Raw genomic sequence first — 24,995 nt, forward strand, 5'->3', positions numbered from 1 at the left:
CTCCTTTAGATATTTTTAGAATCCTAACATAATTTGCAGAGAAACTCAATTCTTATGTCATATCATTTTTGTTTACTTTTCATGTTTGTTATACCCTAAAAGCAGAGTTTCAGTCAGTATATGCAGCCGGACTCCGGAATGCTTAAGTTATCGCCTTTTTATATAAAAAAAGAGCAGATTCACTCTGCTCTACAAAAACTCTTTAATATCATATATGCGCCCGTTTTCCGCGCCTGTCTCTAATAAAGAAAGCAGCGTGCCGGCAATAAAGGCCGGACTGCGAAGGCTTCCTGTTTCATTCAATTTCCGAAACCGCTCGATATCGTGGAAATCCTTTTTCGATGATGAACGGATGACGGCCTGCATGTCAGTGTCCATGACACCCGGTGAGAAAGAAATCATGTTCACCGGCAGTTCTTCATCCTCCTGTTCAAATCCGAACGTTCTCGTAAACATATCAAGTCCGGCTTTTGAGCTGCAATACGCGCTCCACCCCTTGTATGGGTTTTTGGCCGCGCCAGAGGTAATATTTACGATTGTTTTTCTTCCGCTGAAAGCAGCAAACTGTTTGGTAAACAGCTGGCTCAAGAGCACCGGCGCTGTCAGATTAAGCTGATAATGGCGCTGCAGCTCTTCAAGAGACGCTTCTCCGGCGCGTTTGATCGGCGTCACCATTCCGGCATTATTGATCAGTGTGATGGCTGAATAATCAGCCGGATTGATGGATGAAAGCAATGTTTTGAATTGCTGCTCAGCCTCTGTGAGATTGATCAGGTCGATCTGGTGCTGTGTCAGTTTCTCATGAGAAACATCTGTTGTTGTTCTGGACAGAGCATGGACTTCATGGCCTTTTTCCAGAGCCTGTAATGCAATGGCTTTCCCCAGTCCTTTTGACGCTCCGGTGATGATATAAAGTTCCATTGGAAACCTCCTCCTTCCGTTCTTATTGTACGGACCGCTTTTATGCAAAACAAGCGCGGGCGCTTACGCCTTTTTATTTTCCTGCACGATAACCTTTGGTATGAGAAAAACAATGCCTGCGATCCCAAGCAGAATCAGCACGCTATAGATGATCGGAAGCAGGAGTGAAGATGAATCTTTTTCTTTCATTTCCGTTGATGACGCTTTTGTGATCGGTTTCTCGGCAAATGTAATCCCAAGCTGTTTAGATTGAGCGGCGATGGTGTTGGAGCCCTCGGCATCTGTTGATGTAAACAAATCCTTTATCAGCTCGGCGTCCCGATCCTTCGGCTTATCAAAGGTAATATCCTTTTGCTCCTCAGGCAGTTCTGTTTTCTCCTCATAGGAAGAATCTTCATGCAAATAATTCGTATCGATTTCAATATCTTTCTTTTCATATTGGTTTGGCGCGACATCCGTATTTTCTTCGGTTTCGGCAGCAGCGGCAGAGGGTATGAAAAGGGAAAAGGAGAGCATACACATCATGATCCCCTTTTCCAAGCTGCGATTACGCTTCATACGTTTCATCGCTTTCTGCTGTTTTTTCTGCTATCAAGCGAATGACAAGCGGCAGAGCCGCTGCAATCAACGTAATGATCAGCAGAACCGATATTCCCATTGTAAACAAATGCCCTGTTCCGTACTGGATGTCGATATATACCTTCGACACCGGATCTTCAAATGTGAAGTTTGGCATAATTAAATCAATAAGCGGCGCAACATAGAATAAAATCATTGCCGCTGAAGCAACCCATCCAGGAATTGATCCGAATCGGAATGCCGCCCGGATAAAGGCAGAGCTTGCGACCAGCAATAAAATCGTAAATACAGACCACTTAATCGTCTGATCGTCCGGCAGTGAATAAATATTCAAACCGAACAAGCTGATCATCAAGCCGACAAGGATATTCAGAATTCCGAAAAGCGCTCCTTTGACGAGCAGCGGCGCATTTTGATAATACGAGCTGAAATATCCGATTAACAGACTGCTGATCAAAATAATAACCAGGATGACAACCGGCGGCACCGTCTGAATTTTTTCTTCCGGAACCTGACCGCTGATTTTAAGCGGGTTTGCCAAGTAATCATATACATAGCCGTTGTTTTGGCCGTCTACTAATGTATTGCCCAGAATGCCGTATACGTCACTGCGTACAAGCTTCGTGGAAGCAACATTTTTACCCCAGTTGTTGTTTAAGGTGTCAGCTTTCGTCTGCACATCATTTACGCTTTGCTGCATGTTGGTTGTGTAATCAATAATGCCTGACTGGCGTTCAGATAATGAGCCCATCACGTCTGACATTTGCAGCACTTCCTGGCCGACCGTATCTTGCACGCTCAGTGCCATTGTGCCTGACAGACCATCATTATTGAACGTTGCAGATTCCTGCGCCGCACCGGTTACAAGCTGTTCTGACGCTTTAGACGCACTCTCAGAGATTTTCGTCAGTTCGTCGAGAACACCGGCTTGAGAATCACGGATATAGCTGCCGTAGTTGTCTGCAAACTCGGTCATGCCATTGATGAAATTGTCGATGTCTTCATCGGTTTGCATCGTGTTGTTTTTGAGATCTTCCCAGCTTGCTGATTCTTCCGGTTTGATGGCTAGGACTGATTTGACGTTGTCCTGCTGGCCGTCAATGGCAAAGTTTTTTGCAGTGCTGTCTATCGTTCCGGATAATACAGAGTCATACACAGATAAATATTTATAGTATCTCATTAAAGCGGAGATGCTTTCTGTGTTGATTTCCCCCGGGAATTGAAGCTGATCTTTATTCTCCAGCTCGCGAATCGCTCTGTAAATCCCTTCGAACTCCTTCTGCCGTTTCGCTTCGAGATTTTCAAGTTTCGTTTCGAGTTTTTCCACTTGGTCTTTCAAGTCATCAATTTCATCATTAAGCCCATCCATTTGCTCTTTAAGTTCTTCTAATTTCTTATTCAGCTCATCATTATGGGCAGTTTCTTTTTCTTTGAGCTCTTCTTCGATTTGCTTAATTCGTTCTGACGCTTTGCTGAGCTGTTCTTTCGCTTTTGCGATATCAGAAATGTCTTCGTTTCCTGGTTGATCTTCATTTCCAGGCTGAGTCGTGTCTTCGTTTTCGTTTGCCAGCTGGATAAATTGAAGGGCTGAGTCAGATGAAGCAGTCTGTTCGGCAGATGTGCCCGTTTCGGTTTGTCCGCTGTCTGACTCACCATTGGAGGCATCTCCGTTCTGCTCCTGACCGTCTGTTCCCTGCTGCTGGTCTTGATCCTGAGTATTGCCGTCCGTTTGCCCGTCATTCCCGGTATCACTGCTGTTATCATCGTTTCCGGTGTCTCCCTGTGTATCATCGGGATTGGTGCTGCCTCCGTCATCTGGATGATCCGGCTTGTCAGTGGACGGCTCGTCTGTTCCCGGTTTTTCAGTTCCCGGGTCCTCCGGTGTCGGATCCTCTTTTTCAGGCTCCTTCAGATTGTCTGAAATATCTTGAATGTCAGCGGCAATGTTTTTCAATTCTTCACGCTGTTTTTCAAGATCGATTTTCAGTTCTTCAGGATTTTCTTCGTTCGGGTCTTTATCTTCATCATCTGAACCATTACCTCCATCAGGCTGCGGCTCACCTTTCGCAACAGTGAGCGCCTCGCGCGCTTCAACTAGCCGTTCGTACACCTGATTTAGTGCAGCCTGTCTTGATGCGGCCTGGTATTGATTAATTAAATCGCTTTGTATCTTCGCCATACCAAGTTCCTGCTGAGGCACTTGGCCTTCCCTGATTTGCTGGGCGGCTGCCAGAACTGTGCTGGTTTGTCCAAGCTGTGTTTTCACTTGGCTGATCCCTGTTGACAGGCCGCTCATCTGCTCGCTGAACTGATTGGCCTTTTGCTGTGCTGAAATGGCATCCAATCCTGTCTGGATTTGCTGCTGAGTTGAATCCTGAGCTGCCAATAGCAGCTTTTTTTGATTTTCTTGATATTCTTTGTATCGTTCAACTGTATCAACGAAGTCTTTCAGCGTGTTTTTTGCTTCCTCCGCTGTCGATGCTTTTTCTTTTGTCGTGCCTTGGGCTTCATTCATTGATTTCTTCAGCTCATCGATTAGGTCTTTCTGGCGTTTGATTTCACCTGCCAAATCGTTAGAGCTTGGTTTGTAGAAATTGTACATGACATTTTGGAATTCAGATTCTTTATTGACGATCTTGTCAAACTCTCCTCTGATATTGTCCACTTTTTGTGAGACAAAGTTCCAATATAAGGCCGACATTTTTTTGTTCATTGTTTTCTGGGCATCTTCAAGCTCACGCTGCACTTTTTCTTTGTTGACCGCATTCAGGTTATCTTGAATGCTGAACTCAAGCGTGGCTTTTTGAGGACGCTCTTTGTCATAGCTCAAAATGTTTTTTGAGAAATCTGAGGGAATGTAGACGATCGCATCGTATTTTTTCGATTTCAGGCCTGTTTCGGCTGCACTTCGGTTCACGACCGTCCAAGAATAATCAGGACGTTCCCCCAGAACGGCAGCTACTTCCTTACCGAACTGGGCGGATTGATCATCTTCATCGTCCGCTTTCACCTCATCACTCAATACGCCTGTGTCTTCATTCACCACTGCGATTTGTCGCGTGGAATTGGCTGCTTTTTTCGCCGGATCTTCCCCGATGAACCGGAAAAACAAAACCGGCAGCAGCAAAATAATGATGACGGCTGATATTAACTTGATCAAGTTTTTTCGTTGTTCTGTCATCTAGCACTCTCCCTTTCAGCAGAACATAAAGGAATTTGAACTTTTTGCTCCTTCCCGTTTTCCACAACATATCCGAAGCCCGGCTGAATCTCCGGCTCCTGTCTTTGGTACGGAAGAGGAATGACATTTTGTTCAGATTTTTTCATCAGCAGGATAGCGTGTCTGATTTGCTTCATCTCAGTCGTCAGGGAATCATAGCCTTTGGAGAACTCACTGTGATTGCCTGCCGGAATAAAGCTGAAGCCAAGATGCGCGTAAGATTTCATAAAGTTCGCCAAGCGGTCTTGAATTCTCGTATCGATCGTCTGCTGGAATCTCGTAATTCCGTCAATCATCAGAACCACTTGAGAGAATCGCAGGCTTTGTGCGTCTCCCTGGCGAACGGCTTCTACATACATTGCTTCTCTTGTTTTAAAAATGTCTTCTGCTGTTTCAATCCACTGCTCAATATCATCTTTTGTTTCCATGTATGCGACATCTGTTTCTTTTGCATATTTGGATAAACCGCGGTCGATCGAGTCAAACAAACCGATCATTTCCGTTTCATCATCAAGCAGATGCTCAAGCATCACTTTTAAGACGTTTGTTTTTCCTCGCTGTGTCTGCCCTAATATCAGACAATGCTTGTGCTTAGCCAAGTCAAAGTACACCGGGCTGACGGTTTCTTCATGAAGCCCGATCGGCACAGATAAAGGCTTGCGTTCCAGCTTGAAGCGGAGAGAAAACTCTCTCGTCGACAGGCTTTCCGGCAGCATCGGAATCGGAGCCGGCTGCTGAAGTGAAGCATAGCGATCCTGAAGAACCTGCACTTCTGCTTTCAGCTCGTTGAACATGCCGATATCATCCTCTGCTTCAACAGGCAGGAACATTTGGGCGAAATAAAGCTCTTCTTTTTGAATGATCACGCGCCCCGGGATCGGCTCCAGGCTGAACTTCGGCCGTCCGTAAATCGAATATCCCTCAGATTGATCCATCAGATAATGGACAACCTTTGTTTTCAGGTTGTTCAAGAGCGACTGGCGGACAGCATTTACGCGCGTTGCCGTCAGCATAAAGTAAATCCCCAAGCTTTGTCCGTCTCTGGAAAGCTGGACAAATTCCGATTCAAGCTCATGCATCTCATCCTTGACGATATCAAAGTTGTCGATTGTGATGAAAATGAATGGAAGCTCTTCTTCGCTCAGCGCATTGTACATTTTGATATGGCTGATTTCTTTTTCACGGAACAGACGTTTTCGGCGGTCGATTTCCTCTTTGATCCGGATCATGAACTTTTCAATTTTTCTCGACTGATCCATCAGGAAGTAATCCGCCGTGTGCGGCAGCTTCGCTAATGGCAGGAGCGTTCCGTTCCCGAAATCAAAGATATAGACATGAAGCTCTTCAGGCGTGTAGACGTCTGCAAAACTCATCAGGAATGTTGCCGCTGCAATCGATTTCCCATAGCCTGAGGAGCCGAAAATGCCGATATTTCCGTCTTCCATCATTTTATAAGCAATCGGCGCCTGTCTTTGCAGATCAGGTTCATCAACATAAGCAAAGTGGAAATGGTCCTTTTCTTCTGATGGGAAAAGGGTGCGCGGGATACGTTCCGCAAGCGGCGGCAGCCAAGGGCTCGGCAGCTTCTCGATTCCCATTTCCTCTTGAATGCGTTCGATTTCGTCAACCACTGCTTCGATTTCTGACTGAACCTCTTTTTTCGCCATTTCTTCCGTGTCGACCTCAGAAAGCGGTATCAGGCCGGTATCCGTGACAATCGCGATTTCATCCTCTGTTCCGTAAACTTCCTCTAAGTAAGGGGCCCCGCTCCAGGCGGATTGGAACAGCTCGTACACTTCATTGTTTCCGACCTGCAAATAACCGCGTCCGGTAACCGTGATGTTCGCGGCATCGCTGTTTTTCAAAATCTCTTTACTATCGGTGGCATCCTGAACTTTAAGCGCTACTTTAAAGCGCGAGTTACTCCAGATTTGGTCGTCGATGATACCGCCCGGCTTCTGTGTCGCCAAAATCAAATGTACGCCAAGGCTTCGGCCGATACGTGCAGCACTGACAAGTTCTCTGATAAAATCAGGCTCTTCGCTTTTCAGCTCTGCAAACTCATCAGAAATTAAGAATAAGTGCGGCATTGCTACTTCTGCTTTCCCCTGCTTGTACAGCTTTGTATAGTCATTGATGTGATTGACTTGATATTGATCAAACAGACGCTGCCTTTTTTTCAGCTCGCTTTTAATCGAAGCGAGCGCACGCATACTGAAGTTTTGACTGCCTTCAATATTGGTGATCGTGCCAAGCAGGTGGGGAATATTGCGGAACGGCTGCGCCATTCCTCCGCCTTTATAGTCAATTAATAAGAAAGCCGCTTCATGCGGGTGAAAATGCACCGCAAGTGACAAGATGTAGGTCTGGAGAAATTCACTTTTCCCCGAACCTGTCGTCCCCGCAAGCAAACCGTGCGGACCGTGGGCTTTTTCGTGAAGGTTCAGATGCACAATGTCATCCTTCCCTTTATAGCCGATCGGCACCGACAGCGACTTCGACGATTCACTCGTCAGCCACCTTTGCTGGATTCCGATTTCTTTTACTTCCTTCGCATGGAAAAGCTCCAAGAACGAGACCATTTCCGGAATGGAGTTCGTAATGCCCACCTGGTGATTCAGCGTGCGAAGCGTGCGTGAAAACCGTTCGTTGTCCTCGCGCTGATGATGATCGAGCCGGAACGGAATTCTTACTGCTTTTTTCTTTTGTATTAAAATGTCGCCTTCATTTTCGTTGATATAGCGGACAAGGGTCGTAATGTTTTCTGATAAACTTTCCTTTGTTTCCGCGGCGACAATTGTAGAGATGCCCAGCTGCTCATGCTGCCCTTCTAAATATTCAAGAATGACGTGCTCTGAAATCAGCTGCTGATTCGTAATGACAAATACAAAATGCGGTTTAAACTGCAGTTTTTCTTTGTCATCTTCGAGATCGCGCTCTCTGATCAATTCATAAAGTGAGGACAGGAGCTGGTCACGCGTTTGTTCATTATAAATAAAGCCTTTCGCATAAATATGGGGCATTTGAAATTGCGGAAGCCACTTCATCCACTCCCAGTCTTTATACTCCTCTTCATGAAAAATAAAGACGAAGCGCAAATCGTGATAGCTGTTGAAAAACGAAAGCTGGCCGATCAGCTGGTGAATCTCATTCTTAACAATCTGCGATTTCCCGACAAGACCCATCGGCCCCTCCGCCAAATCGACCGTAACCGGCGCATTGCGAATGTCCTTATAGACACGCTGCATGTGCTGCGATTTCTCCATAAGGTCATCAATATCACGGTTCGCCAAGTCTCCGCCGCTCATATTGATTTCATAGCTTGCAGGAACTGTTCCGGTCCCGAGCCGAACCTGGAGATAATCCTTGCTTTCGAGCGATTTTTCCCAAATTCGGTCACTGATTTCACTTGTTAAGTATTTCATTTGTTCAAAAGAAGGAAAATGAAAGTCAAGAACCTGCTTTTGCTTTTCAGCAAGCGCCTGAAGCTCTTTTCTCTTATTATCTAAGTAAAGCTTATACACGCGCTCCCGCTTTTCCTCGCGTTTTTTCCGCTGGTTTTTATCCCGGAAATATTGAACGGTCGAGGTAATAAGGGTCATCATAAACATTGCCAGTGATACGAGTATAAATATGCCTCGCGGCTGGATGATAGCGACAACGCCCATCACGATCAGCATCACAAGCGGAGGCAGGATGACGAGCCACAGCCCTCTATTGGTTTGATCGCTCTCCTGAGAGGGAAAACTGAAGGACACACGGTCATCTGGCAAATCGTACACCATCCGCGGCGTTCTTCTGTACTGCGGATATTTCTTCTGCATTTCTGTGCTTGGTTTGACGGTTTTGGTTAACACTGTTTCAAGCGGTGTGTAATGAACGATTTCTAAGAGGTCTTGTTCAGTTACTCTCATTTGCGTAAAGTTCCAGAATATTTCATCCCCCGGCTTGAGCGGTGCAGCACCTATTACCTTCTCTCCGTTCAAGAACACATTTCCGCTTTTTGGGAGAATCGACCATTTCTCGCCGATATGCAGTAATGAAAATGTGCTTTGCTCCGCAAAAGCAAAATCATTCGGGTTCAGATAGATATCTGCATCTGTCTTTTCTGAGGAACATGTCATTTCGTCTCTGTTTCCTGTAAAATAAACGGATTTTTCAGGTTTGCCGGCAATTAAAAACAGACATATATCCTGCTGATCCGTTTGAAGAGAAAATGATGTATCAGTTTCAAGACTGCCCAGGCAATCATTTCCCAGGAAAACATCGTACTGGCCGCCGGATTCCTTCCTTTGAAGAGAAATCACTCCGTTCTCAAACGGAATGGTGCCGATCGTAATGGAATCCTTCACATCAGGCCCTATGGTCACCGGCTGGGACGCCGGGAGATCAGACAGTTTTAGTTTTTGGACGTTTTGCTGATAGAAAACCCATAATAGACTCAAATGGCGAACCCCCTAACGGCCGAAATACGGCGTGCGATGACCTGAACTTCATGTTTCACTTTATTTGTCATCTTTTTTCTCATCTTTCTTTTCTTTCTCTTTTTTCTCTTGTTCTTCTTTTTTCGCTTTTTCCTCGGCTGCGGCTTTTTCTTCTGCCGCTTTCTCTTCAGCTTGCTGCTTTTCTTTATCTGATTGTTCTTCAGCGGCTTGGCTGGCTGTATCAGTTTCTGCCGTGTCTGTTATCGCTTCTTCTTTTTGTTCTTTCATTTGTTTGGTAATTTGGTCGATCTCGCTTTGTACCGTATCCAATTCTTTTTGCTTTTCATCATCTTTCATACTGTCATCTGCTAATATCTCAGCCTTATATCGGATCAGCCCCAGCCCTATATACGGGTTATACTCCAGCTTTCTTCCGATACTAATGGCTTCTTTATTCTCGCCTCTCCCTATATCTATCCAATAAAGAAAGTGCTGTGGATCTGATTGCAGCGTGACCAGATTATTTTCAATTTGTTTCTTTTGAGTGTCGCCTAATTTTTCAACCTCAACATAAGACATTGCAAGCTGATACTGCACTGATTCAGGCAGGCTTTCCGCATCATATTTAGCCAGCGTGTTGATGACCCCGCTGTACTGCTTGTTCAAAAAAGCGCGGTTGCTTTCCACAATCGCCTGATGCTTCGGCTGCGCGAAAAATAAGGCATACATCGAATAAATCAGAGCCGGCACAAGCAACACAATGAGTCCCAGGCCGATATATCTTTGGATGTTCCACTTCTTTTTCGGGATATGTATGTATGTTTTTGCTTTGGCTTCGAGCTCATCGATATGTGTCTGAATCAGCTCGAGCAGTTCATCATAGGACTTCGCGTCCAATATCGCTTTTGCCTCCGGAGAGAATGTCAGCGTTTCATTGAATTTCAAATAGTCCTCAAATGCAAAAGCGCCGTCGACTGCCAAAGCCGCTGCGGCTTTCAGCTCCTGCCAGACTCTTTCCTCATCATGCTCGTAAGGCGGAATGCTTTCTTTTACGCCGTAATGAAGAAAATATGGGGTCAGTCCTTTATCGAATACAATGTTTTCCGGGGCCACAATCAAATGCAGCCTTGATAACTTGTGCTGCTGTACAGCCTGAACAAGCTGATAGGCAAACTGCCATTTGCTTTTTTTATCTTTAGCTTTTATCAAGCGAAATTCTTTATAGGAGGGAGGAGGTTGGATTGTGATGATCACTTCGTCTTCCGTCACATCGATCTCTTTATGAAAAGATGGATTTACATCCTTGATCACGTTCGCTTCGAGACCGTCCAGAAGCTTTATTTTTTCCCGTTGAAAGGTAAATGTATAGCCGTCTTCCGTTTTCTGAGAAGCAGCTTCTAATTGATTTTCTAAATATGATGTTTGTTCACCTGACATTCAACCAGATCCTTTCATAATATTTCAAGCCGGTCTCCGCTTGTAATGCCGCAATCAGATAGCTTGCATTCTCCAGAAAACACCGTATCCTTATTGACCACTCTGATCCAGTGCCCTTCGCGCGGAGGTATGGAAACGCTTTGGGCCTGCCAAGCGATGTCAATGACTTTTTTCACCGGGTGGTAATCTGACAATCTGAGATCGAAGACACTTCCGTTATAATGTTTCAAATCTATCGTAATATCAATATACATGTTCATTCACCCTTACATAGAAAGAGCGCCGTCTTCTGGTGAATCAGGCGCTCCTTCCCTTTCATACTGTTATCCGCGGATTTGATTTGCGATGTCTTGGTCAGTAGACTCAAGAGTATTTGCTGTTTGATCAAGCTGCTGGTTTACATCTTGAAGCAAATCTGACATTTTGATAAATGAAGGTTTGAGCTGCTCGTATTGATCTGCGAACGCTTCGCTAGAAGCACCTTCCCACATGCTTTTTAAATCAGAGATCATTCGGTTTAAACGATCAACCTGATTTAATACTTCTTGGCTTTCAACGCCATATTGCTTCGCCATCGCTCTTAGCTCTTCGGGTGTGACACGAATTAATCCTGCCATATTCCTCATTACCTCCTGTGCCATCAGCCTAAATATGGGCTAATTCACTTATTTTTAGAACGTAATTATTATAAAAACAGTTTTTCGGTACAGTCAAACAAATATGTTTTAATTTTACAAAATGAGTCCAATGGTTTACCTCTCACCTCTTAAAAATTACATATTTTGTTAAACAAATAGGTTTATTTTCTCAATCCGCTCCGCCTTCTCCAAATAATCCAAAAGGCCCAAATGATTCTCTAACTCCCAAAAAAAACCTTTCAGAAAATTTGATGCTACAGCACCATCTCTGAAAGGTTCAGTTTTCAGAAATATTCATCAGTCTGTTCACCGCCCAAGACAGAATATGTATCTCATTATATTTAAAAAGTGTTTTTCACTTCTATTATACTGCCATTCTTTGTTGTTGATTTTCACAAACAAGAACAATCATAATAAAAGCAAGACGATTTGATGTCAAAGAGAACAAAGAATAAAAGGATGGAAAAGTAGGGATAATGATGACCATGCCAAAGGATCCGTTTAAATACAGTTTTGACAGACTGGAAGATGTGGCTGACCATATCAGTGAAGTGCTGCAATGTCCGATCACCATTGAAGATGTGAACCACAAACTGCTAGCCTACAGCACCCACAGCGATTGTACTGATCCTGCACGGACGTCTACGATCATTGGCAGAAGAGTGCCGGAGAAGGTTATTAATAAATTGTGGAAAGACGGGACGATTCCCGCACTGCTAAAAACGGACCAGCCGATCAGAGTGAAGGAAATTGACGAAGTCGGACTAAGCAACCGCGTCGCGATTTCGATTTGGAAGAACAACCAGGTGCTGGGGTTTATTTGGGCGCTTGAAATTCAAAAAACACTGTCGGATGATGATTTGCTGACATTAAAAATGGCGGCTAATGCAGTCAGAAACAAGCTGCTTAAGCTCCAAATCCGAAAAACGAAAAATGAGGAGCGCAGCCAAGAATTTTTCTGGAAAATGCTGACCGGACACATCTATCAAGAACAGGACATGACGGATGGGTTTAACAAGCTTGGAATGGTCGTTCCCTCTGAATTTTCCGTGATGATCATCCGGGTAAACGGCGAGCTGACCGAAAAAACAGAACAGCAGCTTCATTATCTGCAGGAAACGACCCAGCAGGTTCATGCTCTGCTGACAACCGTTGATTCTAATGAACTTATCATTTTAACCGCGCCAAAAACGGATCGTCCTTTTCAAGATTTAAAACAGTTCGCTTTCAGCACGCAAAGGCAGCTGAGGGAACGTTATAAAATAGAGGATGCTTCTATTGCAATTGGCGGAATATACAACTCCATTTCGTTTGTCTGCCGTTCATATCAGGAAGCATTGTCCGTATTAAAAGCAAAGGAACGGTTTGCTGAAGAAACCAAGCATCTTTTCAGTTTTTCAGAATTAGGCATCTATCAATACTTGGACGTGTTAGATGAGAAACGGAAGCAAACGGGATATTTCAACTACTCCCTTTCAAAACTCGAGCAGTACGACCGGGATCACCAGTCCAATATGGTCGAAACGCTCGAACGTTTTATTGAAGCCGACAGCAATGTGAATACCGCCTCTAAGCTCTTGAATATTCACGTTAATACATTGAATTACCGGCTGAAGCGAATCAGCCAGATCGCTGAGATCGATTTAAAAAATGTGAATCAAAAGTTTACTATATATTTGGATATCAAACTTCGAAACAAGGGTTTGTGAAATTTCACAAACCCTTGTTTTTTTATTTTCTTTTTCAAACAAAGAATTTTCCAAAAAATCAAGCTACACTGAACATATCACATATACGGGAGGAAATAGATATGATCATTGGGGTTCCTAAAGAGATAAAAAACAATGAAAACCGTGTCGCATTGACGCCTGGGGGTATTTCACAGCTCGTTTCAAACGGTCACCGCGTGCTGGTTGAATCAGGCGCAGGCCTTGGAAGCGGCTTTGAAAATGAAGCTTATGAGTCAGCAGGAGCGGAAATCATTGCTGATCCTAAACAGGTCTGGGACGCTGAAATGGTCATGAAGGTCAAAGAACCGCTTCCGGAAGAATATGCATACTTCCGGAAAGGGCTTGTACTGTTTACTTACCTCCACTTAGCGGCTGAACCGGAGCTTGCACAGGCACTGAAGGATAAAGGCGTCACAGCGATCGCGTATGAAACGGTAAGTGAGGGACGGACATTGCCGCTGCTTACACCGATGTCCGAGGTGGCAGGCAGAATGGCAGCGCAAATCGGAGCGCAGTTCCTGGAGAAACCTAAAGGCGGAAAAGGAATCCTTCTTGCCGGAGTGCCTGGCGTTGCCCGCGGAAAGGTAACCATTATCGGTGGGGGTGTAGTCGGAACCAACGCGGCGAAAATGGCTGTCGGCCTGGGTGCAGATGTGACAATCATCGACTTAAACGCGGATCGCCTGCGTCAGCTTGATGATATATTCGGCCATCAAATTAAAACGTTAATTTCTAACCCGGTCAATATCGCCGACTCGGTAGCCGAAGCGGACCTTCTCATTTGCGCCGTGTTAATCCCTGGTGCTAAAGCTCCGACGCTTGTCACAGAGGAAATGGTGAAACAAATGAAGACTGGTTCAGTGATTGTGGACGTTGCAATTGACCAAGGCGGCATCGTCGAAACTGTCGACCACATTACGACACACGATCAGCCGACATATGAAAAACACGGCGTCGTTCACTATGCTGTTGCGAACATGCCGGGCGCTGTGCCTCGCACATCAACAATTGCATTAACGAACGTCACGGTTCCATATGCGCTGCAAATCGCAAACAAAGGGGCAGCACAAGCTCTCGCGGACAATGCGGCACTAAGAGCGGGATTAAACACAGCAAACGGCCACGTGACCTATGAGGCGGTTGCCAAAGATTTAGGATACGAATATGTCCCTGCCGAGAAAGCCTTACACGATGAATCATCTGTGGCGGGCGCTTAACTCATATGGAGCTTGCAGAAAAATTTCTGCAGGCTTTTTTTATCTTTTAAAAAGGAAAATGGAAATGATTTCTCGAATTAAAACGAAGAACTTGATCATAAAGGAGGATTCATATGGCTGTTCAGCAATATGGCGTGTTAAAAGGCGTTGTCTTAGATATGAAGCGGGAAACAGATGATGACAGTCCTCATTTCCAAGTGAAGATGCTCGGTGAAGAGAATACGTATTACAGGTGCGCCATCAATGTCATGTCCAGTTCTGAGGAATCAGAAGTATTGTATTTAGCTGATGATCAGTTTGATTCGAGCTCAATTACCATTCTTCCGAACATGCCGTATGGATATACGAAGATCAATGACGAAAACCGTGAAGTAGCCCTGGATTATGTGCGGAGCAATCTTTTTGATCCGCGGGAAATGAAGCCTTTGCCTCATGAAATCACGGGGCCTGATAATGATTTAAATGACTTTATTGAAACGTATATGAAGAAAGCGAAAGAAGAGAAAGCGCCGGTTTATATATTTGGATCAAAATTTGGACCTGAACAGGCGGCAGATAAAATATTCGGCTTTACCCCGACAAACGGTATGCACAATATCCACATGAATCAAGGCAATGCGCTGGATACCCGCTGGAAAAAAGACAACGGCTCTTGGCATGACGGAGGTATTCTGATTCAATTTGCCGATCAGTGGGCGGCTGTGTTTTTGGCGTTCTTATCCCAGTCATGGTGTACGGATGAAAACGGGAACCCGGTCAGAGATTGCGATCATACCCAAACGTCTGCGTAAGATAGAAAAAGAGACTGCCTGCTGCAGTCTCTTTTTTTTACCGTCAATGCATTTAGACATTTTCGACAGGCTTTAGGCTGTTCGGCCTCATATCGCTCCAATGCGATTGGATGTAGTCCAGACAAGCCTTACGCCCTTTTTGTTCATGAACGACTGTCCAGCCGCTCGGCACATCGATAAAGCCGGGCCACAAGGAATATTGGCCCTCTTCATTGATGAGAACAAGGTATATGCCATCCGCATTTTCAAAAGGATTTGCCATTGCTTTTCCTCCTTTATTGATTCATTTCTTCCAATTTAGCCGCCAGAACCCGGCCGATGACTGCGAGCGGTTCCGGCTGACAGAGATCTTTATGGCGGCAGTCAATGTCGATTTGTTCAATTTGTCCGTTAATATAAGGCTTCCACGAATCAGGTTCAATCGGGTCAAACCATTCAGGAATGATAGTTGATCTGAAAAACAGAACATTTCCACGGAAGGTTTTCGGTGCATATGAACCTAAAATGCCGACAGAATTGACGTACGTATTCTTTAGATTCAAAATGACCGATTCGTCCAGACTGGCAAGTGCGCTTCCATCTCGCCGCAGAATCTCAATAGCTGTTTCAAAATCAAGCGGTTTATCTCCTAAGCTGTCTGGGTCGTACCCGCCTAACGCGAGGAGGGCACTAAGCGCTTCCTCATCATCCGGTGCCTCTTTTATAGGAAGGAAGTGGTTTGGGTAGGCGTCCAGCATAACCAATAGAGAAACGTCTTCCCCTTGCTTTTGCAGCTGTGTTGCCATTGCTTGAACGACATTTCCGCCTAAGGACCAGCCAAGCAAATGGTACGGCCCTTTCGGCTGGATCGTCCGAATCTGTTCTATATAGTCGGCAGCCATGTCATCGAGTGTTTTCGGAAGCGCCTCCTGCTGTCCAATTCCCCGTGCTTGCAGTCCATAGATGGGATAATCCGTTCCTAAAGATGTCATCAGTCCGGCATAACACCAGCTAAGTCCGCCCGCCGGATGTACGCAAAACAACGGAAGCCGGTCTCCGCTTGTTCGGAGCGGCAGCAAAACATCAAGTGCGCTTTGGCTTGATCCCATCTCAAGTCTTTCGGCAAGCCCTGCCACAGTCGGCGCTTCAAATAGATTGCCAATGCTGAGTTCAACCCCGAGCGCTTCACGTATGCGGCTCATCAGCTGAACTGCGAGCAGGGAATGTCCGCCCAAATCGAAGAAACGGTCATCAATACCGACACGCGGCAAATGAAGCACTTCCATAAACAAGTCACAAAGGATTTCTTCTTGCGGGGTTCTCGGCCCGCGACCTGTCACCGCAGCAGCAAAATCTGGAGCAGGCAGCGCTTTACGGTCAAGCTTTCCATTCGGCGTCAGCGGCAATTCTTTCATCGTCACAAAGGCTGAAGGCACCATGTAATCCGGCAGTCTCTCAGCAGCATACCTGCGCAGTTCCGCCGTATCAAACGTTTCTTCCGAGGAAGGTATGACATAAGCTGCCAAACGTTTATCTCCCGGCTGGTCCTCACGCACGATCACTGCCGCATCTTCCATCTGTGAATGCTGAACAAGCGCAGCTTCAATTTCTCCCAGTTCAATCCGGAAGCCCCGGATTTTCACTTGATGATCGGCACGGCCGACATAATCGAGAGAACCGTCAGCACGCCTGCGGGCTACATCTCCCGTGCGGTACATCCGTGTGCCCGGAGGCCCGAACGGGTCAGCGATGAAGCGTTCCGCCGTTAAACCGGGCCGTCCTAAATAGCCTCGGGCCAATCCGGCGCCTGACACATACAGTTCTCCAGCCACACCCGGCGGAACCTGCTGTAAACGCTCGTCCAGCACATACACCCCAAGATCGGGAATTCCGCAGCCGATCAGGCTGTTTGCTCGTAAAGCTGCAATATTCCGGTCTAATTCGATATAGCTGACGTGCACTGTTGTTTCAGTAATACCATACATATTGATCAGTTTCGGCGCCTTTTCAGGGTGGCGATGATACCAATCCTCTAAACGGCTGAGTTCAAGCGCTTCTCCGCCAAAAACAACATATCGAAGGCTGAGCGCCTGTCCGAGATCAGGCTGCTCCCTTTCCGCCTGCATAAACTGATAGAACGCTGATGGTGTCTGGTTCAAAACAGTCACACCCTCTTTTACCAGCAGACGCAGAAACGCTTCCGGAGATCTGCTGATGTCATGAGGCACGATAACAAGGCGGCCGCCGTGCAGCAAAGGTCCCCAAATCTCCCAAACAGAAAAGTCAAACGCGTAGGAATGGAACATTGTCCACACGTCGTCTGAACCGAAATGGAACCAGTGATCGGTCGCTCCAAATAACCTCGTCACATTTTGGTGAGGAATCATGACGCCTTTTGGAACGCCTGTTGATCCGGATGTATAAATAACATAAGCCGTGCTGTAAGGTGACAGCGGGCGAATCCTGTCCGTATTATCCGGATTCAAAGGGCTGTATGTTTTTAGTTTCTCGCGTAATTCCGGATCATCCAGCACAATGTTCTGCACATTTTCTGCAGGCGGGATTTGATTTTCCGCCTGTGAGCTCGTGATGATAAACGCAGGCCGCGCATCGCTCAGCATAAAAGCGATTCGGTCAGCCGGATAGTCCGGATCAAGCGGCAGGTATGCAGCTCCCGCTTTTAGTACCGCTAACAGGCTAACAGTCATATCCAATGAGCGAGGCAAAGCTAATGCCACAAATTGCTCCGGTCCGACGCCTTTACTGATCAGCAGCCTGGCAAGCCGGTTCGCCCTTTCATTCAGCTCCATATAGCTCATCGCCTGATCTTCATAAACGACAGCAATGGAATCAGGGCTCAGCGCAGCTTGTTTCTCAAACAGCTCCGGAAGACACGCTTGCGGAATCTTTTCAGAAACACTTTGCCAATCCGTTACCGTGATACTGCGTTCCTCTGGTGCAAGAATATCCAGTCTTCCGATTTCCTGATCAGGATCAGCCTCGGCAGCCTCAAGCAGCCGCAGAAGGCGATCAGCAAGAGCTTGAATAGTTTCCCGTTTAAATAGATCGGTGCTGTACTCAAGCAGTCCTTCCAGTCCATTTGGTGTCCCGTCATCAAGACGGCTTTCACTGATTTCTAATGTTAAATCAAATTTGGCAGATCCTACGCTGTGAATGCGCAGGCTGCTTTCTGTACCAGGCAGGCTCAGCTCTGCGTCAGGTGTGTTCTGGAACGCGAGCATGACTTGGAATAATGGATGCGTCGCCCGGGAGCGAGCAGGATTGAGCACCTCTACAAGTCTCTCAAACGGCAGATCCTGATTTTCATAGGCTGCCAGATTCACTTCCCGCACTCTGTCAAGAAGCTCACGGAAACTCGGATCACCAGAGGTGTCTGTTCTGAGCACCAATGTATTGATAAACAGTCCCACAAGATCACTAAGCGCATCGTCATTCCGCCCCGCAATCGGGCTTCCAATCGGAATATCAGTTCCAGCTCCGAGCCTTGTCAGCAAGGCGGCAAGTCCTGATTGTAGCACCATAAACAGACTTACTCTATTGGCACGGGCCAGCTCCAGCAATCGGCTGTGAAGCTCTGAGTCTATATGGAAATGGATTGTATCTCCTTGATGACTCGGCTCAGCAGGTCGTGAATAATCGGTTGGCAGCTCGAGCTGATCGGGCAAATCTTTCAGTCTTTCTTTCCAGAAAGCAAGCTGACCGGCAATCAAACTGTCTGGATCATGCTCGCTTCCGAGCAGACTTTGCTGCCAGAGCGCATAATCCGCATACTGCACAGCAAGCGGTGTCCATTCGGGAGCTCTCCCGTGACAGCGGGCGGTATAAGCAGCAGCCAGATCACGAGTCAGAGGAGTCAATGACCATCCGTCTCCGACAATATGGTGCACGAGCAGCAGCAGCACGTACTCGTCGGGACCGATAACAAAAAGCTCGGCCCGGAAAGCAGGCTCAGCTGCAAGGTCAAAGCTGTAGCGAGCAGCATCGGCAAGCCTCTCAGAAAGCTCCTCTTTCTTCATTTCTGTAACATATAAATCAGGACGGGCCTGATCGGCGTCCAAAATGCGCTGATAAGATGTCCCCTGTGATTCAGGGAAAATGGTCCGAAGGCTTTCATGGCGGCTGATGAGATCATATAGGGCCGCTTGCAGTGCTTCTTGGTTCAGTTCACCTGAAAGACGGACGGCAACCGGGATATTATATGTAGGACTTGGCCCTTCCAGACAATGGAGGAACCATAGCCGGCGCTGTGCAAAAGAAAGCGGAATGTTCTCAGGACGTTCAGCTCTTTGCAAAGCGGGACGGACACTCTGCGCCTGATCAAGATGTGCAGCAAGTCCGGCAACTGTCGGTTCGTCAAAGAGCTTGGCGATGCCCAGCTCAGCTCCCATCGTCTCACGAATACGGCTCATCAAACGTGCAGCAAGGAGAGAATGGCCACCCAGCTCGAAGAAACTGTCATCGATGCCTACGCGTGCAAGACCTAGAACCTCCGCAAACAGATCACACAGTATCTCTTCTTGAGGCGTTCGCGGTCCCCGATCAGTGACAGACGCCCCAAAATCAGGTGCCGGCAATGCTTTCCGGTCAAGCTTGCCGTTAGGTGTTAATGGCAGTTCATCGATCTCCACAAATGCCGCAGGCACCATATAATCAGGCAGGCTGGCACCGACATAACGGCGAAGCTCAGCAATATCTAGAGCTGAAGAAACGACCAGATACGCCACCAAACGTTTATCTCCCGGCTGGTCCTCTCGAACGACAACCGCAGCCTGTTTCATTTGAGGATGTTTAGCAAGCACGGCATCAATTTCTCCAAGCTCAATGCGGAAACCGCGAATCTTGATTTGATGATCGGCCCGCCCGATATAATCCAGAGACCCATCCGCACGCCAGCGGGCCTGATCTCCGGTCCGGTACATCCGTGTGCCCGGCGGTCCGTACGGATCAGCAACAAAGCGCTCCGCCGTTAAATCAGGGCGCCCTAAATATCCGCGGGCCAATCCGGTTCCCGCAATATAGAGCTCTCCAACAATGCCTGGCGGAACGGGCTGCAAACTATTATCGAGCACATATACCTGCGTATTCCAAATCGGCTTTCCGATCGGAGGCACACCCTGTACTCCTTTTTCGAGAAAAGCTGCCGCAGACCAAATGGTTGTTTCAGTAGGACCGTATAAATTAGTCACTGGACAATCAAGCGCGTGCAAGGCCTCTAAAAGCCCGCTCGGAAGCGCCTCTCCCCCGACAAGCACCCTGAGCTCCCGAAGTTTCTCAGGTTCGTTTGTGACCAACGCATGCCACAGGGTCGGCGTTGCCTGCATAATTGTTATATCAAAATATTCAATCATTTTAGCTAATGCCTGCGGCTCACGGGTTGTTTCTTTTTGAGCAACAACAATACTCGCTCCGCTGATAAGCGGGAGGAATAATTCTAAAGCAGAAATATCAAAAGCGACAGTCGTCACAGCCAGCAGCCTGTCTTGTTCATTGAGAGAAAATGTCTCCTGCATAGACAGCAGAAAATTACTTAAACTTTTCAGCGTGACAACAACACCCTTTGGCCTTCCTGTTGATCCTGATGTATAGATGATATACGCCGGATGAGCAAGAGATACATGTACATTTGGATTGTCAGCAGAATAACGCTTCACAATCTCTTTTGTCACAGGCAGATCCAGCACAAGCTGCGGTGCCGTTAGATCGTCAGGCAGAGTATCTGCAATTTCCTCAGTCGTTATAATGCATGATGGCTTTGCATCCTTCAGCATGTATGAAATTCTGTCGGCAGGAAACTCCGGATCAAGCGGAAGATAAGCAGCACCAGTCTTTAGTACGGCCAGCATTGCAGCTACCATTTCGGAAGACCGCGGCAGGGCCAAGGCGACAAACTGCTCCGGCCCAAGCCCTTTTTCTATCAAAAGATGCGCGAGGCGGTTTGCTTGTTCATTCAGCTCTTGATAGCTTAATTGAATGTGATCGCAAATCAGGGCGATACGTTCAGGGGAACGGTCAGCCTGCTCCTGAAACATATCCGGAAGGCTGAGCAGCTGCTCGGATTTTGCTGTCTCATTCCATTCGCTTATGACCCGTGTTTTTTCTGCCGGCAAAAGAAATTCCATTTGCCCAATCAGCATGTCCTCACCGGCTGATGCCGTTTGTAAAAGCTGTAAGATCCGCTGCTGATGCACCTTTATTTCTGACTCGCTGTATACTTCAGGATTGGCATCCACATCAATTCGCAGTCCGCTTCCGTCTGTTCTGTCATAGACATTTATCGACAAATCATCAACAGGACCGGCTGACAGATTGTGCGTCGTCCCCCGGGCTCCGGCAAAGTCGAGACCGTAATCAAAAGGCATAAGATTTATTTGCGGGCCAAATAATCTATGATTTTCTCCTATTAGTTTCAGATCCCGCCGCAGTTCCTCATGGCGGTATTTATGATGCTGCCGGATACTGCGGATTTCCCGGGAAATTTGCAGCACAAGCTCAGAAAAGCTCATCGAAGGACTCACAGACAGCCTCAGCGGGAGAAGGTTCATCACCATAGCCGGAACATTCAGGGATGCCGATCCCATCCGTCCCATCATAGGCAGTCCGAGCACAACATCCTCAGAGCCGGTCATACGGTGCACATAAGCAGCTGATACCGCAATCACGACTTCATGCCAGCTTCCGGTGTAATAGCGCGCCGCTTCTTTCAGCGCGTTTACATCTGATGGCGGCAAATAAGCAGTCTGGCGCAGAAAGCTTTTTGAGGTTCTCGGCGCCCGTTCTGCTAAACTGACAACTTCAGGCCTGTCCGCAAAACGATTCAGCCAGAATTGCCGATCCTCTTCATATGTTTCAGACGAGCGGTACGCTGCGTCCTCCTCCAAAATATCCTGCAAAGAGCCGAAGGAACGATCATCAGCGGACCGCCCTCCTGCAAGTGCAGTATAAGCATGTGCAACCCGCTGGGCGATCAAAGAAAACCCAAAGCCGTCGATCGCTATATGGTGAATGCGCTGATACCAAAAGAAACGCTGTGGCCCGGCTTTAAACAAAGCTTCGCGGAACAATGGGTCATGCTGTAAATCGACCGGCTTTGCCAAATCAGCTTTCATCCAGTGTAAAGCTGTCTTTTCCGGATCAGGCTCAGAGCTAATGTCAATGACTTGGAGCTGTACATCCGGTGATGGATTCATCATTTGCCAGGGCCCGTCCATATCTTCACCAAAGCGGACATGAAGTGATTCCGCTTCTTTTATCACGTGCCGTAAAGCTTCTTCAAAAAGAGAAATGTCGATTGGGCCGTTGATTTCTATATATTCGGCTGTATTGTAGATTGGATTATCCGGATCAAGCTGCTGAGCAAACCAAATACCGGTTTGCGCTCCGGTTAAAGAATATTGAAGATCTTTTGTATCAGGCATCCGTTTTTTTACCTCCTTTTATAAATAGTCCGCGTTTGGCAGCACTCTCTCAATGCGGATTGAAAGCAATTTCTGCCATTCTTCTATTGTCGGCCGTTCAGCCAGTTCGACGAATGTCACCTCGGCTCCTTCACGGCGCCATTGTTCAACTAATGTCATGATCCTTACAGAATCAAGTCCCCTATTCAGTAAGTCTTCATTATCTGCAATGTCATCAGGCGATTCTTGAAGAAGCTCAGCAATTTGTGTTCGGATACTCTCGCAGGTAAATATATGTTTTTCAGCTTTTTCTGATGGCTTTTGAGCCGCAGAAGGCGTATGTTTCAGCTGATCAAGCAAGCTGTCGGTCATCAGCGTAAACGCACAGCGCCCAGCCGCATAGTCAAGGGCCATTTTATGCTTGTCCCGAGAAAAGTCCGCAACTGCATCAGCAACAAAAAATGCTTCGATATCCTCCATAAACGCTTCACATGCTGTAACGAGACAGCCAATATGAGCATAAATCCCGGAGATGATCAGCTGATCGCGCCCCTGTTCACGCATGATCTCAAGCAGATTCGTTCTCTTAAATGCGCTGTATCTCCATTTTGTCAATACGAGATCATCGTCTTCCGGTGCAAGCTCGGCCACAATTTTTTCCTCGTAAGGACCGCTGCTTAATCCAGGTCCCCAAAAATCAGTCAGCAATGCCCGTTCCTCCGGATTTTGACTGCCGGGCTGCGCTGTGTAGACAACAGGTATTCCGAGCTGAACACATTGATCCTTCAGCTTGCGTATATTTGCTGAAAGCTCTGTTACCGGAGACGCTCCTGCTGTAAACGCGTCGACAAAATAGTTTTGCATATCGTGTATTAAGAAGACTGCCCGATTTGGATCAGGCACCCATGATACTTTGTTTGTTGGCATATCAGACGCTGTCGGCATTTGATACGGCTGAATGGCAGGAATAGCCATTTGAACACTCCCTTTCAAATCGTTTCTATTTTTTCGAACCTGCAAGAAGTTTTTCGGCGATTGCTTCGCGAAGTGCCTTTTTGCTTACCTTTCCTACCCCTGTCTGCGGGAAGGACTCAACAAATTCGATCCGGTCTGGAATTTTATATGCTGCAAGCCCGCGTTCTCTTAGAAAAGCTTTGAGCTCTGCGGCTTTCGGCGCTTGATCCCGGGGAATAATGAAAACACAGGATCTTTCACCAAGAAATTGGTCAGGCATTGAGACCATTGCCGCATCATGCACAGCCGGATGTGCCAGAAGATGATTTTCAACCTCTTCAGCCGCCACTTTTTCTCCGCCGCGGTTGATTTGATCCTTTGCCCGTCCTTCCACGACAACATAACCGTCGGGTGTCAGTCTCACTAGATCGCCAGTGCGGTAAAAGCCGTCCTCGGTAAACGAAGCCGCATTGTGATCATCAGCCTTATAGTATCCCCGGATCGTATACGGTCCCCGTGTCAGCAGGTGCCCCGTTTCACCAGGTTTCACGTCACGGTCCTGGTCATCCCACACACGTATTTCATCGTAAGAAGACATCGGCTTACCTTGGGTATTAACAATAATTTCCTCCAGGTCATCAAGCCTTGTATAATTAACGAGTCCTTCTGCCATTCCGAAGACCTGCTGCAAGGTGCAGCCGAATACAGATTTCACTTTGCGCGCGGCTTCAGCGCTGAATTTCGCGCCGCCTACCTGCAGCACTTGAAGGCTTGATAAATCGTCATCTCGTGAGGCAGCAGCGTCCATCCATACCATTGCAAGCGGCGGGACAAGAGCTGTTATTGTCACCTGTTCCCGTTCAATCAAAGGGAACGAGTCGTCCGGACTCGGAGAAGGAGATAAAACCACTTTTCCTCCAGCGTATAATACGCCTAGCACCCCAGGTGAGCTCAGCGGATAATTGTGCGCCATCGGCAATGCGGCCAAGTACACAGTGCTGTGATCAAGCCAGCAAACCTCCGCACTCATCCGCAGGCTGTATATATAGTCATCGTGGGTTCGCGGTATCAGTTTCGATAAGCCGGTGCTTCCGCCAGAAAGCTGGAGAAACGCCACATCCGAAGATTTTACTTCAGGCAGCTCGCCAGGTTCTGTATGCAATGCCTCAAGCGGCTGGAATTCCTCCGCCTCACCTGCGACAATGATGTGTTTCAAGGACGGCAGCTTGCTTTGAACCTGTCTGGCAAGTGTGCGGTAGTCAAATCCCGAATGAGAAGCGGGGATGATATAAGCCTCCGCTTCAGCAAACTCGCAAAAATATGTAATCTCACTGCTTCGATGAGAGGGCAGTGCAAAGACCGGGAGCGCCCCCAGCCGAAAAAGCGCAAAGATGACTTCGAAAAACTCCGCGATATTCGGCAGCTGCACCACTACACGATCCATTTGTTTAATACCGAGCTTCTGCAATCCGCCTGCCAGACGGTCAGCCCTTGTGTCAAGCTCTTGATAGCTCCAATGGGTGTCCCCGCATGTAATCGCGATACGATCGCCATGTTTGGCAGCCCTGTCTCTTAACATATCTCCAAAAGTCTCACCGGCCCAGCACCCGTTCTCCCGGTACTTTTCCGCAAACTCCTTGGGCCAAGGCGTAAATCCATTCAGCATGCTGTTTCCCTCCTGCATTTATTT

Annotated in this window: 14 protein-coding genes; 3 read left to right on the forward strand and 11 right to left on the reverse strand. The window is 47.1% G+C overall.

All coding sequences use genetic code 11. The features are described 5' to 3' along the window. Positions 1 to 189: 189 nt before the first annotated feature. From NSS75_RS17150 to NSS75_RS17180, 7 genes are all read right to left on the reverse strand, one after another. Entirely contained in the window at positions 190 to 921 is a 732-nt protein-coding gene (locus tag NSS75_RS17150) for a (S)-benzoin forming benzil reductase (RefSeq protein WP_024122694.1), read from the reverse strand. A 63-nt stretch (positions 922 to 984) separates the two neighbouring features. Next, positions 985 to 1,437: a type VII secretion protein EssA gene (gene essA, locus NSS75_RS17155; protein WP_081638360.1), complete on the reverse strand. Its 453-nt coding sequence runs from the start codon at positions 1,435 to 1,437 to the stop codon at positions 985 to 987. A 31-nt stretch (positions 1,438 to 1,468) separates the two neighbouring features. After that, complete coding sequence (gene esaA / locus NSS75_RS17160; protein WP_339234072.1) at positions 1,469 to 4,681, reverse strand: type VII secretion protein EsaA; 3,213 nt, start codon at positions 4,679 to 4,681, stop codon at positions 1,469 to 1,471. Further along, the gene (essC, locus tag NSS75_RS17165; protein WP_339234075.1) at positions 4,678 to 9,165 is read right to left on the reverse strand and encodes a type VII secretion protein EssC; all 4,488 of its coding nucleotides are present in this window, start codon (positions 9,163 to 9,165) and stop codon (positions 4,678 to 4,680) included. The genes esaA and essC overlap by 4 nt, the downstream gene beginning before the upstream one ends. Before the next feature lie 60 nt (positions 9,166 to 9,225). After that, on the reverse strand, positions 9,226 to 10,581 hold the full coding sequence (gene essB / locus NSS75_RS17170) for a type VII secretion protein EssB (RefSeq protein WP_105991641.1): 1,356 nt from the start codon (positions 10,579 to 10,581) through the stop codon (positions 9,226 to 9,228). Positions 10,582 to 10,595: 14 nt separating this feature from the next. Further along, on the reverse strand, positions 10,596 to 10,835 hold the full coding sequence (yukD, locus tag NSS75_RS17175; RefSeq protein ID WP_010331710.1) for an ESX secretion system protein YukD: 240 nt from the start codon (positions 10,833 to 10,835) through the stop codon (positions 10,596 to 10,598). A 69-nt stretch (positions 10,836 to 10,904) separates the two neighbouring features. Beyond that, a complete protein-coding gene (locus NSS75_RS17180; protein WP_003220661.1) occupies positions 10,905 to 11,198 on the reverse strand; it encodes a WXG100 family type VII secretion target in 294 nt (97 codons plus the stop codon). Positions 11,199 to 11,704: 506 nt separating this feature from the next. Between NSS75_RS17180 and NSS75_RS17185 the strand changes: the two genes are divergently transcribed. The 3 genes from NSS75_RS17185 to NSS75_RS17195 all read left to right on the forward strand — a co-directional run bounded on the left by NSS75_RS17185 (position 11,705) and on the right by NSS75_RS17195 (position 14,957). Then, positions 11,705 to 12,928, forward strand: a complete 1,224-nt coding sequence (locus NSS75_RS17185; RefSeq protein WP_095714061.1) for a PucR family transcriptional regulator — start codon at positions 11,705 to 11,707, stop codon at positions 12,926 to 12,928. 101 nt (positions 12,929 to 13,029) lie between these two features. Next, positions 13,030 to 14,166 carry an alanine dehydrogenase gene (ald, locus tag NSS75_RS17190; protein ID WP_216393824.1) on the forward strand — a complete coding sequence of 379 codons (1,137 nt, stop codon included), beginning with the start codon at positions 13,030 to 13,032 and terminating at the stop codon, positions 14,164 to 14,166. A 113-nt stretch (positions 14,167 to 14,279) separates the two neighbouring features. After that, positions 14,280 to 14,957 (forward strand): YukJ family protein, encoded by a 678-nt coding sequence (locus NSS75_RS17195; RefSeq protein WP_024122701.1) that lies wholly within the window; start codon positions 14,280 to 14,282, stop codon positions 14,955 to 14,957. A gap of 52 nt (positions 14,958 to 15,009) precedes the next feature. On the opposite strand, the gene NSS75_RS17200 is transcribed toward NSS75_RS17195, so the two are convergent. Genes NSS75_RS17200 through NSS75_RS17215 form a run of 4 tightly spaced genes read right to left on the reverse strand, consistent with a single transcriptional unit; the run spans position 15,010 to position 24,971 of the window. Next, entirely contained in the window at positions 15,010 to 15,219 is a 210-nt protein-coding gene (locus NSS75_RS17200; protein ID WP_216393825.1) for an MbtH family protein, read from the reverse strand. Positions 15,220 to 15,232: 13 nt separating this feature from the next. Continuing rightward, on the reverse strand, positions 15,233 to 22,372 hold the full coding sequence (locus NSS75_RS17205) for an amino acid adenylation domain-containing protein (RefSeq protein WP_339234080.1): 7,140 nt from the start codon (positions 22,370 to 22,372) through the stop codon (positions 15,233 to 15,235). Between the two features lie 18 nt (positions 22,373 to 22,390). Next, positions 22,391 to 23,326: an isochorismatase gene (locus NSS75_RS17210; RefSeq protein ID WP_198097978.1), complete on the reverse strand. Its 936-nt coding sequence runs from the start codon at positions 23,324 to 23,326 to the stop codon at positions 22,391 to 22,393. 25 nt (positions 23,327 to 23,351) lie between these two features. Then, a complete protein-coding gene (locus NSS75_RS17215; RefSeq protein ID WP_326323625.1) occupies positions 23,352 to 24,971 on the reverse strand; it encodes a (2,3-dihydroxybenzoyl)adenylate synthase in 1,620 nt (539 codons plus the stop codon). Positions 24,972 to 24,995: the final 24 nt, after the last annotated feature.

It is taken from the genome of Bacillus sp. FSL K6-1012 (assembly GCF_037964915.1).
Taxonomy (GTDB): domain Bacteria; phylum Bacillota; class Bacilli; order Bacillales; family Bacillaceae; genus Bacillus; species Bacillus halotolerans.